Genomic DNA, 14628 nt, shown 5'->3' with positions numbered 1-14628 from the left:
ATTCAAATTTTACGATATTTTTTGAATTGTCATGCAATAGTTATAGTATTGCTTCGGCGACTAAATTTAATATTACAGAAGGATTTTCCACTGTAGGGCGCACCATCGGTTCATTTCTCGGTGCATCCATGCGTTTCACGTTAGGCCGGAAGCTCGGCATCGTCGTCGGGCTGCCCATCCTGGTCGCCGCCGGCATCGCCGCCTTCGCGATCTCCCTGTCGCAGAACGAGCAAAGCCGCGCGGGCGCCGTGGAGGCGGCCTGGGAGGCGGCGTTCCACACCCGCACCCTGGCGCAAGGGATCGAGCACGTGGTGGTGACGGTGCAGGCCCTGGTGGCGGCCGAGGACGTCGCCGAGGCCGGCCAGAAATTCGGGGCGCTGGACGCGGCGCTCGCCGCGGTCGAGGCCGAGCGCCCGGCCTTCTTCGCGGCGCTCAAGCCCTCTCTCGACGAGGCCGAGGCGCGGACGCTCTCGCTGACCCTGCAGGAATTCCTGGCCTACCAGCGCGACACGGCGGAGCTCGGCCGGACGCTCTCGCCCAAGGCGGCGCGGATCCAGGCCGCCGACGAGGCGACGATCACGAGCCGCGAGCGGATGGTGGCAAAGATCCTGGCGCTGGGCGACGCGGTGCTCGCGCGGCTCCAGGACGAGCGCGAGGCGGTGGCCCGGGCGAGGGCCCGGGAGGCGGTGGCCCTCGTCGCGGTGCCGGCCCTCGGGCTCGTCGTCGCGGTCGCGGGCGCGGCCTGGGTGAGCCTGACGCAGGTGCAGCGCCCGCTCCAGGCCTTGCGCCGCACGATGCTCTCCCTGACCGCCGGGGACCTGGCGGTGAGCGTGCCGTTCACCCGGCGGCGCGACGAGATGGGCGAGATGGCCTCCTCCATCGCGGTGTTCCAGGCGGCCCTGTGCGAGCAGGGCGCGGCGCAGGACGCGGAGCGGGTCCGGGCGGGAATCGAGCGGCGGCGGGCCGAGCGGCTGGACGGAGCCTGCCGGGCCTTCGAGGCCCGGGCCTCGCAGGCGGCCGAGGCGCTGGACGCCTCGACCCGCGAGATGGAGCTGACCGCCGACGTGCTGTCGCGGGCGGCGCACGAGGTCGAGCAGCAATCGGCGGCGGTCACCGGCGCCTCCGGCGTCGCCGCGCGGGCGGTGGCGGAGGTGGAGGGCGCGTTCCGGCATTTTTCGGACTCGGCTGCCGGCGTCGGCGGACGGGTCGGCCGGGCGAGCGAGATGGCGAGCGCGACGCTCGCCCGCAGCCAGGCCACCGCCGACACGGTGGGGCGGCTGGTGAGCGCGTCGGGCGAGATCGGCGAGGCCGCCGACCTGATCCGCACCATCGCCGAGCAGACCAACCTGCTGGCGCTGAACGCCACGATCGAGGCGGCGCGGGCCGGCGCCGCCGGCCGGGGCTTCGCGGTGGTGGCCGGCGAGGTCAAGGCGCTCGCCGGCCAGACCGCGGCCGCGACCGACCGGATCGCCGCGCAGATCGCCGCGATCCAAGGCGCGACCCGGCACACCGCCGAGGAGATCGGCGCGATCATCGACGCGGTGGCGGAGACGAGCCGGCTCGCCGACGAGATCCGCGGCGCGATGCTGGACCAGGCGACGACGAGCGACGGCATCGGCCGCAACATCGACCGCGCCGGCGCCGAGGCGCGCCGCGTCGCCGAGAGCATCGACCAGGTCCGCACCGCCTCCCTGGCGAGCGCCGCGCAATCGGACCAGGTCCGGGCGGTGGCCGGGGTGCTCGCGCAGAACTCGGCCCTGCTGGCGGAATCGGTCACGGCGTTCCTGGGGGAGGTGCGGGCCGCGTGAGGGCGTCACGGCCCTGGGGTTCGACCGGCGGCGAGCCGGTCCAGGGGGAAGCGGGTATTGGCGAGGAACCGCGCACGCTGATCCTCGGGCACCGTGCCGGAGGCGAGGGCGCGCAAGGTCGCCTCCAGGCTCGTGCGGTCGTCGCCGGCCCAGTAGGCGTTGACCGCAAGCTCGTCCAGGGCGCCGTAGGCGTAGATCCAGGGCTCCAGGAACAACCCGTGCTCGGGCCTCGGCGTGGCGGCGGCGATGATGGCGTAGCGGGTGGCACGGGCGTAATCGGCGTGCATCCGGCAGGCGCCGCTCGCGGCGTGCGGCGCCTCGGCGCGGGTGGGGATCAGGGCCATCGCCCGGTCCAGGGGTTCCAGCACCGAAGCCAGCGGCCGCCCGGCCCGCTGCATGAGGCGGCCGGCCTCGAGCAGCGACACGTAGACCTCGTCGGGCGAAAAGCCCTGGTCGGCCCGTTCGAGGAACCGCGCGATCGCCGCCTCGAACTCGCCGCGATCCCGGTGGCCCTGCGCGAGGTGGAAGGTGTAGTGCGCGGCGAGCGGCGGGGTGGGCGCCTCGGCCAGGGCTCTCTCGACCGCCGCGGTGGCGAGCCGGTCGGCCTCGGGGTCGCGCCTCTCGGCGCGAGGGCGGCGGAGGATCGGGCCCGGCAGGTGCCCGGCGGCCCCGGCCGTGTCGCAGGCGAGGGTCTCCGGGATCACTCCGTCAGAGCGCCAGGGCAGGGCGGTGCGCAGGATCCGCGGCCGGCGGCTGACGGTGTCGCCGTAGGCGACGTCCAGGGTGTAGCTGTCGGCGGTGAGGGTCGGCAGCGTGGTGCCCGCCGGGACGTCGAGCCGCTCCTCGGCCTCGATCAGGAGGCAGTAGGTGCCGTGCCGGCGGGCGAGGTGCAGCGCCTCGCTGCGGGTCCGGGCGATGTCATCCCCTAGGCGCTCGTGCAGGGCGCCGGGCAGGCCGGCGAGCGCGCGCCGGACCACGTCCTGCGTGCCGTCGGTGGAGCCGGCATCGACGACGACCCACGAATCGATCAGCGGACGCACGCTGTCGAGGCAGGCGCGGATGAGCGGCGCCCGGTCCCGGACGACCAGGCACAGGCACAGAGTCTGGCCGGACGGCACCGCGTGTTCCCTCCGGGACGGACCGGACGAGGGTGCGGGCGAGGTCGAGGGCGGGCGGAGCAGGGCGTCGCAGGCCTGCGCGACCCCGCTCTCGGCCCGCATCAGCACCTGCACCTCGCGGCAGGCCTCCGCCACAACGGCCGAGCCCGCCAGATCCTCGATCGCCCGCCGCGCCCGCCCGGCCGTGAAACGCCAGCGCGGGAGAGATCGCCCGACCCCGAGACGCACCACCCGCTCGGCCTCGTCGGCATGGTCGAACGCCACCGGCACGATCAGCTGCGGGCAGCCGGCCGCCAGCGCCTGCGCCACCGTGCCGACCCCGCCATGATGCACCAGGGCCGCGCAGTGCGGCAGGAGCCGGCTCAGCGGCGCGTAAGCGGCGTGGATCACCCCGGGCGGCAGGCCGGCGGGGATCTCCTCGGCCCGGCCGGAGAGCAGGATCGCGCGTCGGCCCGAGAGCCGGCACGCCGCGGCGGCGGCGGCGAAGAATCCTTGCGCCCCGGCCATGGCCGAGCCGTAGGTGAAGACGACAGGCGCCGGTCCGGCGCGCAGGAAGGCGGCGAGGTCGGGGGCGAGGTCCGCGGCCTCGCCGAAGGTGTCGGCGAGGGGAAAGCCGACCTGGACGATCTGGGCCGGCCAGTCGGGCTGGGGCGGGGCGTACCAGTCGGGCACGGCGAGCAGGACGCGCTCGGGGCTGTGCCACCAGTGGCGCAGGCGCCGGACCGGGCCGAGGCCGAGGCGGTCCCGGAGGGCGTTCAGGGGCGGGAGCGAAGCGGGATCGAGGACGAAGCGGTCGGCGCCGCGGCCGAGCGCGTGGCGCAAGGAGGCGGGCAGGCAGCGGGGCAGCGGCAGGCCGGGCAGACGGGGCGGGGCGAACCGGCTCTCGATGAGCATCGGCATGAGGTGGAGCGTCGTGAGCGACAGCCCGCGATGCTCCTGGGCCACCCGCGCGCCGAGCGCCAGGGAGGAGGCGACGACGAGGTCGTCGGGACCGGCTAGGGCTTCGAGCCAGTCGTGGGTCGGCGCGATGGCCGCCGCCACGGCCTCGATCATGGCCCGCGCGCCGCGAACCGGACGCCACAGCTCCGCCTGTCCCACGGTCTGAGCGAACTCCGCCGCGGTGCCGATGGGGTGGAAAGCGAGGCCGGCATGGTTCGCGAGCGGCCGGAACGGCTCCGGTGCCGCGACCTGCACCGCATGCCCCCGCGCCTGCAGCGCCGCCGCGATGGCGAGGACAGGCAGGATGTCGCCATGCGTGCCCACGGCCGCGAGGAAGACGCGTCGGGTCATGCCGCGCTATTGGTCGGCCGAAGAAGGCGTCGTAAGATAGCGTCGGCCTTCGTGACAATCATCGAAGCAGATTTTCATTTCGTTTCGCCCGCGACGGATCGCCATGCTCAGCATGCATCTCGAAAATTCATGATAAGACGATGCCGGTGTATCGTCCCTCCGCATCGGCTGCGCCGGGCCATGCGCCTGCAATCACTTTTCCCTGGCGGATATGCGTGCATCGAAGGATCATGGCTCACCAGCGATGGCCATGCTCGCGTCTTTGCGCGCTTGCGTCGAACGGCGCAAGGCAAAACATCCGGACGCAGCGAGTGGATTAGATATAACAACTATATTTGGACATGAAGATAATTATTGACGCCGCTCAAAGACGTGTTGCTTGATTTTTTATCGCCGAGCGACCTGCCCTGATGCGATGCCGGCAGAGTCGTTCTCCCCGGGGAGCGCCGGGCTGTCCGGGACAGGAAAAAGCGCGGGTTTCTCCCTCCCCCCTCTGCGGGCAGGGTTGTCCGGGGAAAGCCTTTGGCGCGCTGGCTCAAGGACAGCACAGCCAAAAGACGCCCTACGGCGACCAAACCGGAATGACCGCCGGCGATCCCGCCAGCCGATCCCTCACGCCGCCGCCCGGAATCCCACCCGGTCCGGCCCGGCCACCCGCACTGGCTCGCCCGCGCGCGCCAGGAGCGTGCCGCCCTTCGGCACTTCGGACCAGCCGGCCCGCAATCCGTCGATCGGCTCGGAGACGACCGCGAGGCCGGTGCCGGTCTCGCGCCAGTACAGGCTCGGCGGGCGGCCGTCGCAGGCCCAGCGGAAGGCGGTGAGGCTCTCGCCGTCGGTGAGCACGGCGGTGAAGCGCAGGGGCTCGTCGATCCCAGCCTCGCGCATCAGGCCGCTTGCGGCCGACAGGCTCGCCGCCATGGCGCCGACGGGATCCCGGTCGAGACCGTGCGCCAGCGCGAGGAGGAACAAAGCCTCCGAATCGGTCGATCCCTGGCGCGCCTCGTAGAGCGCATCCGGAATCATCGCCTCGAGCCGCCGGCGGATGCGCGCATAGCCGCCGATCTGGCCGTTATGCATGAACAGGTGGCGGCCATGGGCGAAGGGATGGCAATTCGCCCGGGTGGTCGCGGTACCGGTCGAGGCGCGGACATGGGCGAAGAAGGTGCGGGCGCGGATCTGCCGGGAGAGGCTGCGCAGGTTCTCGTCGGACCAGGCCGGCCGCACGTCGCGGTAGAGGCCGGGCTCGGGCCGGTCGCCGTACCAGCCGATGCCGAAACCGTCGCCGTTGGTCTCGGTCTGGGCCTCCGTCGCGTGCAGCGACTGATGCACGAGGGAATGGGTCGGCGCGCAGACCAGTTCGTCGAGATAGACCGGGTCGCCGTGGTAGGCGAGGAAGCGGCACATCGGCTCTTCACCTCCCGCGGCGGGTGCCGGTCCCGCTCCGGGCCGTGCCTCGTCCGCCGCCTTCATCGAACCGTAACATTCCGCCCCGGACGGTGAACAGCCCGTTAATGCACCGCAGCATGCCCGAAGGTTCCCCATATGCCCAAGGCTCATGCCCAAGATACAGGCAATGCCGTTGGGTCAGGGCCTGGCATGCGCGGCACGCATCACAAGCCCGGATGAGGGTAGACCTTTTGCCGGGATCAATGTCAGCATTGAGTCGTTGATGCTCACGCAGGCGTGTTCGCGTCGCCGGGTCGCGTCCCTTGTTCCGGCCATGCATCACACCGGGCCCGATCTCCGTCCCGTCGGTTCCGCTCGCCCCCGTCGCCTCGCGCATCGGGAGCGTCGCGGCGATGCGTCGGGCGGCCCTGCATCAATCCCGAGCACTCACGAGGACCCGGGACTCAATAAATCGTCAAAGAATACAGGAGGCTTCATGGGCAGAGCAGCACCCACACCGTCGATCGCCGTCGTGGTCGAGGACGACGAATCCGTTCGGGATTTCGCCGCGGCGATCCTGGAGGAGACCGATCTCGACGTGATCGCCTGCGACAGCGCCGCCGACGCGCTGGCGGTGATGCGCGAGCACGGCTCCGAGGTCGCGCTGCTGTTCACGGAGATGCAACTCTCCGGCGAGATGGACGGGGCCACCCTCGCCCGCACGGTGGAGCGGGACTGGCCGGAGGTACGCCTGGTGGTGACCTCGCGGCCGGGCGCGGCGCAAGCCGTGCCGGACCATGCGGTCTACATGCAGAAGCCGTGGCGGCCGCTCGACGTGCTGGTCGAGGCCGAGCGGGCCGCCCACGCGGCGGCGTGACAAACGACAAGAGCCCGCACGCCTCGCGGCGTCGGGCTCACGTCCGGTCGACGACCCCACCCGAAGGATGGGGCGCGACCAGTGGCTTTAGGCCGAGGCGGCCGGAGCGGCGGCCGGGGCCGGAGCCGACGGGGCCATGCCCGGACGGCGGGGACCGCCGACGCGGGGCTTCGGCTTCGGAGCGGCGATCAGGCCCTCACGGATGGCGGTCTTGCGGGCCTGCTTGCGGGCGCGGCGCACGGCCTCCGCCTTCTCGCGGGCCTTGCGCACCGACGGCTTCTCGTAGGCCTTGCGCTGCTTCATCTCGCGGAAGATGCCCTCGCGCTGCATCTTCTTCTTGAGGACGCGGAGGGCCTGATCGACGTTGTTGTCCCGAACGAGTACCTGCAAGGGTGTATGTCCTTTTGCCTAAATCCAGAATCGTGGCCGACCTTGCGCGGAACGCGCCCGGATGGCTGCCTGCCCGGCCAACCGAAATGCGCCCCACGGCCCGGACCTGCAAGGGACCGGGAGGGGCTTAGGTTGCATCGCGGTTACACCGGAGCCCGGCGCAAGCTGTCGGCGCACGGTATGCGCCTGATCGGGGCCTTACACCACTCCGCCAGGACTTCCAACCGGGGAGTGGCTGCCTGACCGAAATTTGAGCGGCTATGGACCCGGAACGGGGCCGGATTCGCGTCTCGTCGCAGGTAGGCCGAGGGCCGGTCGGGTCAAGCGTTGGCCTGGATGAAGTTGCGCACCAGCGGGTAGGTCTGGCTCTCCCACTTGCGGCCGGAGAACACCCCGTAATGGCCGACTCCGGCCTGAAGGTGGTGGCTCTTGCGGAAGGGTTTCAGGCCGGTACAGAGGTCGTGCGCCGCCACCGTCTGGCCAACGGCGCAGATGTCGTCGCGCTCGCCCTCCACCGTCATTAGGGCGGTCTTGCGGATCGCCCGCATGTCGATCGGCGCCCCGCGGAAGGTCAGTTTGTTCTGCGCCAGGGTGGCGTCCTGGAACACGGTCTTGACCGTCTCGAGGTAGAATTCCGCCGCGAGGTCGAGGACGGCGAAATACTCGTCGTAGAAGGACTCGATCTGTGCGGCCTTGGCCCGCGCCTCAGGGACACCCTCGCCCTCGGCGAGGTGCCAGAACAGGTCGAGATGGCCGTGCATGTGGCGCGCGGCGTTCATCGACATGAAGGCCCCGACCTGCATGAAGCCCGGATAGACCCGCCGCCCGGCCCCGGCATGGCGGCGCGGCACGGTGGCGATCAGGTTGCGCTCGAACCATTCGATCGGCTTCGAGGTGGCGAGCTCGTTGACCTTGGTCGGGTTGATCCGGGTGTCGACCGGGCCGGCCATCAGGGTCATGCTCGCCGGCTGCGCCGCGTTGCGGCTCTCGGCCATCACGGCGGCCGCCGCGAGCGCCTGCACGCAGGGCTGGCACACCGCCACGAGGTGGGCGCCCTCGCCGATCGCCTCCAGGAACTGCACCAGGTGGGCGACGTAATCGTCGAAGCCGAACCGGCCGGCGCTGAGCGGCACGTCGCGGGCATTGTGCCAGTCGGTGATGTAGACGTCGTGGTCGGCGAGAAGCGTGCGCACCGTGCCGCGCAGGAGCGTGCCGAAATGGCCCGAGAGGGGTGCCACCACCAGCACCCGGGGCTGCTCGCTGACCATGTCCTTGCGGAAGCGCAGGAGCGTGCCGAAGGGAGTGGAGAGCACCGGCTCCTCGGTCACCGGCACCTCGCGGTTGCCGATCCGCAGGGTCTCGATCCCGTAGGAGGGCCGCGCATGGGTGAGGCCGGCCCGCATCATCATCCGGGCGGCGGCCGCGATCCAGGTCGCCGCGCCGTAGCCGCCCGTCGTCCAGGGCGCCGCGCCCTGGTGCAGCATCCGCCCCCAGGCGCGGGTGGCGGTGGCGATATCCGACTGGACCTCGAAGGCATCGTACAGCATCGGCCCGGGCTCTCCCTCACGGACACGCGCGGGATGCGGCCCGGCGACAAGCGTAGGGCACCGCTTCCTCCTCCCGCGACCGGACTTTCGGCTGACCGCGAGAGGCATCCCCATGCCGGCGGGATGCGACCCTCGTGCCAAATCTCTCGTCCAACTCTCTAGCGGGGGTAGTCTAGGTGCGGCTGACTTGTGCGAAGATTGCGCCCCTGCGCACGCGCCGGCCGGCACGTGTCCTTCGGCACGAGTCTTGGATCGCCCGGGTGGGAACCCAGGGGCAGACGGGCCGCGCGACACCGGCCCGGGGAGGACACGCCATGGCCGAGGCGACGCTGACGATCTCAAGCCGCAACTATTCGTCCTGGTCGCTGCGGGGCTGGCTGCTCTGCCGCATGGCGGGGCTCGACCTCGACGTGGAGGTCCTGTCCGGCGATCCGGCGAGCCGGGCCGAGCTCCTGCACCTCACGCCCTCGTTCCTGGTGCCGCGGCTGACCCACGGCGCGGTGCGGGTCTGGGACGTGCTCGCCATCGCCCAGTACCTGACGGAGATCCGCCCCGAAGCCGGGCTCCTGCCCGCCGACCTCGCCACCCGCTCCTGGTCGCGCTCGATCTCGGGGGAGATGCATGGCGGCTTCATCAACCTGCGCTCGGCCCTGCCGATGAACCTGCGCGCCCGCTACACCGACTTCACGGTCTGGGGCGGCGCCCAGGCCGACATCGCCCGGGTGATCGAGATCTGGCAGGAGGCGCTCAAGGCCCACGGGGGTCCATACCTGTTCGGCGCGCGGCCGGTGGTGGCTGACGCGATGTACGCTCCCGTCTGCACCCGCTTCGTCACCTACGGCGTCGCCCTGCCGCCCGATTGCGCCGCCTACCGCGACACGATCATGGACTGGGACCTGATGCGCGACTGGATCGCCGCGGCCGCCGACGAGCCGGAGGAGATCGAGGAGCTGGACATGGAGTTCTGACACCGTTTTTCCCGAACGTCGAAGAGATACGAGACTCCTCGATCCCACCTACGACCTCATCCTGAGGTGCGAACGGAGTGAGCCTCGAAGGAGGGCTCCAGAAATCTCGAAGATGACTGGAGCCCTCCTTCGAGGCTCACTCCGTTCGCACCTCAGGATGAGGTCGTGGGTGGGATGAACGATGAGAGCGTTCACCCGGATCCGGGGTTCACGACTCAGATCAGCCCCGCCAGCCGCAACCCCATTCCTGCCGCGGCGCAGGCCGCGAGCACCGGGATCATCCCGGCCTTGAACCGGAACACCGCCACGATCGCGGCGAGCGCCAGGGCGAGCGCGTAGGGGTCGACGCTGGCGAGCACCGGCACGTCGAGCGTCAGCGGCCCGACGGTCACCGGGCGCACCGTCCGGAACAGCGTGTGGAGGGCGAACCAGACCGCCAGGTTGAGGATCACCCCCACCACCGCCGCGGTGATCGCCGAGAGCGCGCCGGCGAGCGCCGCGTGCCCCCGCAGGCGCTCGACGTAAGGGGCGCCGACGAAGATCCACAGGAAGCAGGGCGCGAAGGTGACCCAGGTGGTGAGCAAGCCCCCGAGCGTGCCGGCGGCGAGCGGCGAGAGCGCCCCGGGCGCCCGGTAGGCGGCGAGGAAGCCGACGAACTGCGTCACCATGATGAGCGGGCCGGGCGTGGTTTCGGCCATGCCGAGGCCGTCGAGCATCTCGCCCGGCCGCATCCAGCCGTACTGCTCCACCGCCGCCTGCGCCACGTAGGCGAGCGCCGCATAGGCGCCGCCGAAGGTCACCAGCGCCATCTTGGAGAAGAACACGGCGATGCGGGAGAACACGTCGTCGGGCCCCAGCGCCAGGAGGAGCGCGGCGACCGGAACGAGCCAGATCGCCGCCCAGACGGCGAGGGTGGTCAGCGTCTCGCCCCAGGTCGTGCGCTCGCGCGGCAGCGCGTCGTCGCCGAACAGGTAGGGACCGTCGCCCGCTCCCGCCGCGTGACCGCCGCCGGGACGGAAGGCCGGATGCCCGGCCCGGCCGCCGAGAAAGCCGACGAGGCCCGCCGCCACGACGACGAGCGGGAACGGCACGTCGAGGAAAAAAATGCCCACGAAGGCGGCAGCGGCGAGCCCGGCCATCGCCGGACCGCGCAAGGCCCGCCGGCCGATGCGCTGCACCGCTTCGAGCACGATGGCGAGGACCGCGGCCTTGAGGCCGAAGAACAGCCCAGCGACCGGCCCGGCCTCGCCGTAGAGGACGTAGATCCAGCTCAGGGCCATGATGGCGAGAAGCCCCGGCAGCACGAACAGCCCGCCGGCCAACAGGCCGCCCCGGGCCCCGTGCATCAGCCAGCCGACGTAAGTCGCGAGCTGCTGCGCCTCCGGCCCGGGCAACAGGGTGCAGAAGTTGAGGGCGTGCAGGAAGCGGTTCTCGGAGATCCAGCGTTTCTCCTCGACCAGCACCCGGTGCATCACCGCGATCTGCCCGGCCGGCCCGCCGAAGGACAGGGCGGCGACCCGCAGCCAGACCGGCAGGGCCTGCCCCAGGGTGACGGGCCGGGGCGGCGCCCGGTCCAGCGTCGCAGGCTCGATCGTCGTCACGGGGTCGGGCTCTCCGGGGCAGGGATGCCACAGCGTAGCGCGATCGGTCGCGTTGTGCGACAGAGGCCAGCGATTACATCCGGCGGGCGGTCGACCGCCCGGGCGGCGGAAGCCGCCGGCCTCGCGCCGTCGATGATGCACACCGTCAGGTCCCGCGTGAGCAAGCCCAGCAAAGCCCTCCTCACCCCCGAGCGCCGCATGGACGATGTCGAAGCCTCGATCCGGCCGCTCAGCCTCGCCGATTTCACCGGCCAGAGGGCGGCGCGCGCCAACCTCCAGGTGTTCATCGACGCGGCGAAGAAGACCGGTCAGGCCCTCGACCACGTGCTGTTCGTCGGGCCCCCGGGCCTCGGCAAGACGACGCTCGCCCAGATCGTCGCCCGCGAGCTCGGGGTGAACTTCCGCTCGACCTCCGGCCCGGTGATCGCCAAGGCCGGGGATCTGGCCGCGCAGCTCACGAACCTCGAAGAGCGCGATGTCCTGTTCATCGACGAGATCCACCGCCTCAACCCGGCGGTGGAAGAGATTCTCTATCCGGCGATGGAGGATTACCAGCTCGACCTCATCATCGGCGAGGGGCCGGCCGCCCGCTCGGTGAAGATCGAGCTGCCGAAATTCACGCTCGTCGCCGCCACCACCCGGGCTGGCTTGCTCACCACGCCGTTGCGCGACCGCTTCGGCATCCCGGTCCGGCTCGAATTCTACGAGATCGACGAACTCGAACTCATCGTCGGCCGCGGCGCCCGGGTGCTCGGCATCGGCATGGCGCCGGACGGCGCCAACGAGATCGCCAAGCGCGCGCGCGGCACGCCGCGCATCGCCGGGCGGTTGCTGCGCCGGGTGCGCGACTTCGCCATCGTGGAGGACGCCCCCACCATCACCCGGGCCATCGCCGACCGGGCGCTCCGGCTCCTCGACGTCGATCCGGCCGGCCTCGACACGATGGACCGCAAGTACCTGAGCATCATCGCGCATTCGTTCAACGGCGGGCCGGTCGGGGTGGAGACCATCGCGGCGGCGCTCTCCGAGCCCCGCGACGCGATCGAGGAGATCATCGAGCCCTACCTGATCCAGAAGGGCTTCGTGCAGCGCACGCCCCGCGGCCGGGTGCTCACCGCCCACGCCTTCCGCCATCTCGGCCTGCCGGAGCCGAGGCGCGACGGGACCGTGCAGTTCGGGCTGTTCACCGGCGGCGACGAGGATGCGTGAGGCGGGGAGGGGATACCGCCTCTTCACCCGCCGCCGGGTGCTCCAGGGCGCGGGCGCCGTCGCGCTCTCAGGCGTCAGCACCGGCGCCTACGCCACCGGGATCGAGCCCTTTCGCCAGGTCGTGACCCGGTACGCGATCACGGCCAACCCCGCCGCGCCCTGGCCGGCGGGGCTCTCCTTACGCATCGCGGTGCTCACCGACATCCATGCCTGCGAGCCCTGGATGAGCGCGGAGCGCATCGCCGGCATCGTGGATGCGACCAACGCGCTCCAGGCCGATCTCGTGGTGCTGGTCGGGGATTTCGTGGCCGGCCAGCGTTACGTCACCCGCTACGTGCCCGCCGCCGAATGGGCGCCGGTGCTGGGTAAGCTCACGGCGCCGCTCGGCGTCTACGCGGTGCTCGGCAACCACGACTGGTGGGAGGACAAGACCGCCCAGAAGCGCGGCGCCGGACCGACCATCGCCGGCACGGCACTCACCGAGAACGGCATCCGGGTTCTGTCGAACGAGGCCGTGCCGCTCGCGACCCGGGCCGGCCCGGTCTGGCTCGCCGGGCTCGAGGACCAGCTCGCCCTGCTGCCCGCGCGCCGCCGCACCGGCCGCGGGCGGGTCGGCCTGGACGACCTGCCCGCCACCCTGGCGGCGGTGCCCGACGGCGCGCCGATGATCCTGCTGGCGCACGAGCCCGACATCTTCGCCCAGGTGCCGGCCCGGGTGGCGCTGACCCTGTCGGGCCACACCCATGGCGGGCAGATAAGGCTGTTCGGCTGGTCGCCGGTGGTGCCTTCGCGCTATCCCGGCCGCTACGCCTACGGCCATGTCCGCGAGGCGAGCGACCTGGTGATCTCCGGGGGCTTGGGCCTCAGTATCGCGCCGATCCGCATCGGGGTGCCGCCGGAGATCGTGGTGGTGGAGCTGGGGGCGGGGGCGGTCGCTTGATACATTTTTCCACCGAACCCGTTTAAAGTAAAAAGCGCGGGATCCCCTCTCCCGTGTGGGACAGGGGAAGCGCGCGACTTGTCGGCCTCGGTTCATCGGAGACGCTTCCAGGCGCGACCAGAACGAGATCAAAACGGAATTCTACGTGACCGAACCCATGCCCCCGGACGCCCACGCCCTGCCTTTGCGCGTCTACTACGAGGACACGGATTTCTCCGGCTTCGTCTACCACGCGAGCTACCTGCGCTTCATGGAGCGCGGCCGGACCGAACTCCTGCGCGGCCTCGCCGGCGACCAGTCCGACCTGCATCGGGAGGCGGACGGTCTCGTCTTCGTGGTGCGGCGGATGAGCCTCGACTACCTCAAGCCCGCCCGGATGGACGACGCGCTGACAGTGCTGACCGCGACCCGCGAGCTGCGCGGCGCCTCGATGCATCTCGACCAGGAGGTGCGCCGCGGCGACGAGGTCCTGGTGCGGGCCGAGGTGGTGGTGGCCTGCGTGCGCGACGGACGCGCCGTGCGCCTGCCCGAGGCCCTGCGCCGCACGCTGACGCGCCGTTGAGCGGTCCCACTCACCATTCCTTAACCCTGCCGGGGGCTTAACTCGCGGCGGGCGAACGCTCTTTCCGGAGCGGCGGCCCATACTTTCGACAGATTCGGGCGCGATCGAACCACGATACGCAAAACCCCGATCCCGGTTGGAGTGCCCGAGGGCCGTTCATCGGCCCGGGACGCGAGGATGAGCCGCATGAATCCCGCCGATGCCGCCCAGGCGATGCCCGTGGTCGAGATCACGATGTTCGGCCTGTTCTGGCAGGCCCACCTCGTCGTCAAGGTGGTGATGCTCGGCCTGCTCGGCTCCTCGATCTGGTGCTGGTCGATCATCGTCGACAAGACGCTGCTGTTCCGCCGCACCAAGGCGGAGATGGACGCCTTCGAGGAGGAGTTCTGGTCCGGCCGGCCGCTGGAAGAACTGTTCCGCGCCTACAACGACAAGCCGGCGACCGGGCTCGCCGCCCTGTTCGTCGCCGCGATGCGCGAATGGCGCCGCTCCTACGAGGGCTCCGGCCGCTCGATCCGCAGCCTCGGCCAGCGCATCGACAAGGTGCTCGACGTGACGATCCAGCGCGAGGTCGAGCGGCTGGAATCGCGCCTGCTGTTCCTGGCCTCGATCGGCTCGGCCGGTCCGTATATCGGCCTGTTCGGCACGGTGTTCGGCATCATGACGGCGTTCACGTCGATCGCCGCTTCGAAGAACACCTCGCTGGCGGTCGTGGCGCCCGGCATCGCCGAGGCCCTGTTCGCCACCGCGATCGGCCTGTTCGCGGCGATTCCCGCGGTGCTCGCCTACAACAAGCTCCAGGCCTCGGTCGCCAAGGCGCAAGGCCGCCTGGAGGGCTTTGCCGACGAGTTCTCGGCGATCCTGTCGCGCCAGATCGACGAGCGCATGGCCCTGGCGGCCTGAACCTTGAGCCTCTTCAGGAAGGATCGAGC

General features: G+C 71.0%; 12 protein-coding genes. 7 read left to right on the top strand and 5 right to left on the bottom strand.

All coding sequences use genetic code 11. The annotated features are described in order from the left end of the window. Positions 1–128: 128 nt before the first annotated feature. Positions 129–1808 (top strand): methyl-accepting chemotaxis protein, encoded by a 1680-nt coding sequence (locus AC3AOF_RS24685; RefSeq protein ID WP_236988364.1) that lies wholly within the window; start codon positions 129–131, stop codon positions 1806–1808. 5 nt (positions 1809–1813) lie between these two features. Here the strand turns inward: AC3AOF_RS24685 and AC3AOF_RS24680 are convergent, their stop codons facing one another. Together AC3AOF_RS24680 and AC3AOF_RS24675 are read right to left on the bottom strand one after the other, a co-directional pair. Continuing rightward, positions 1814–4216, bottom strand: a complete 2403-nt coding sequence (locus AC3AOF_RS24680; RefSeq protein WP_488346756.1) for a nucleotide disphospho-sugar-binding domain-containing protein — start codon at positions 4214–4216, stop codon at positions 1814–1816. Positions 4217–4828: 612 nt separating this feature from the next. After that, positions 4829–5620 carry a class II glutamine amidotransferase gene (locus tag AC3AOF_RS24675; RefSeq protein ID WP_488346755.1) on the bottom strand — a complete coding sequence of 264 codons (792 nt, stop codon included), beginning with the start codon at positions 5618–5620 and terminating at the stop codon, positions 4829–4831. 478 nt (positions 5621–6098) lie between these two features. Between AC3AOF_RS24675 and AC3AOF_RS24670 the strand changes: the two genes are divergently transcribed. After that, positions 6099–6479 carry a response regulator gene (locus AC3AOF_RS24670; RefSeq protein ID WP_488346754.1) on the top strand — a complete coding sequence of 127 codons (381 nt, stop codon included), beginning with the start codon at positions 6099–6101 and terminating at the stop codon, positions 6477–6479. 87 nt (positions 6480–6566) lie between these two features. On the opposite strand, the gene rpsU is transcribed toward AC3AOF_RS24670, so the two are convergent. Then, positions 6567–6869, bottom strand: coding sequence for a 30S ribosomal protein S21 (rpsU, locus tag AC3AOF_RS24665; RefSeq protein WP_203158559.1), 303 nt, complete (start codon positions 6867–6869; stop codon positions 6567–6569). Positions 6870–7189: 320 nt separating this feature from the next. Beyond that, entirely contained in the window at positions 7190–8416 is a 1227-nt protein-coding gene (locus tag AC3AOF_RS24660) for a polyhydroxyalkanoate depolymerase (protein WP_236988368.1), read from the bottom strand. Positions 8417–8730: 314 nt separating this feature from the next. Here AC3AOF_RS24660 and AC3AOF_RS24655 point away from each other — a divergent pair, with 314 nt between their 5' ends. Next, positions 8731–9384 carry a glutathione S-transferase gene (locus AC3AOF_RS24655; protein ID WP_488346753.1) on the top strand — a complete coding sequence of 218 codons (654 nt, stop codon included), beginning with the start codon at positions 8731–8733 and terminating at the stop codon, positions 9382–9384. A gap of 215 nt (positions 9385–9599) precedes the next feature. Here AC3AOF_RS24655 and chrA read toward each other — a convergent pair whose 3' ends face one another. Next, positions 9600–10985, bottom strand: a complete 1386-nt coding sequence (chrA, locus tag AC3AOF_RS24650; RefSeq protein WP_488346752.1) for a chromate efflux transporter — start codon at positions 10983–10985, stop codon at positions 9600–9602. A gap of 135 nt (positions 10986–11120) precedes the next feature. Between chrA and ruvB the strand changes: the two genes are divergently transcribed. The 4 genes from ruvB to tolQ all read left to right on the top strand — a co-directional run bounded on the left by ruvB (position 11121) and on the right by tolQ (position 14599). Continuing rightward, on the top strand, positions 11121–12194 hold the full coding sequence (gene ruvB, locus AC3AOF_RS24645; protein WP_272913315.1) for a Holliday junction branch migration DNA helicase RuvB: 1074 nt from the start codon (positions 11121–11123) through the stop codon (positions 12192–12194). Continuing rightward, the gene (locus AC3AOF_RS24640) at positions 12187–13134 is read left to right on the top strand and encodes a metallophosphoesterase (protein WP_236988372.1); all 948 of its coding nucleotides are present in this window, start codon (positions 12187–12189) and stop codon (positions 13132–13134) included. The genes ruvB and AC3AOF_RS24640 overlap by 8 nt, the downstream gene beginning before the upstream one ends. Before the next feature lie 157 nt (positions 13135–13291). After that, positions 13292–13696, top strand: a complete 405-nt coding sequence (gene ybgC, locus AC3AOF_RS24635; RefSeq protein WP_048467051.1) for a tol-pal system-associated acyl-CoA thioesterase — start codon at positions 13292–13294, stop codon at positions 13694–13696. Positions 13697–13882: 186 nt separating this feature from the next. Beyond that, positions 13883–14599, top strand: coding sequence for a protein TolQ (tolQ, locus tag AC3AOF_RS24630; RefSeq protein WP_236988373.1), 717 nt, complete (start codon positions 13883–13885; stop codon positions 14597–14599). Positions 14600–14628: the final 29 nt, after the last annotated feature.

It is taken from the genome of Methylobacterium sp. 142-1Y, assembly GCF_057747795.1.
The sequence above is the reverse complement of the archived record's forward strand: the minus strand, read 5'-3'. Positions and strand labels throughout refer to the sequence as shown.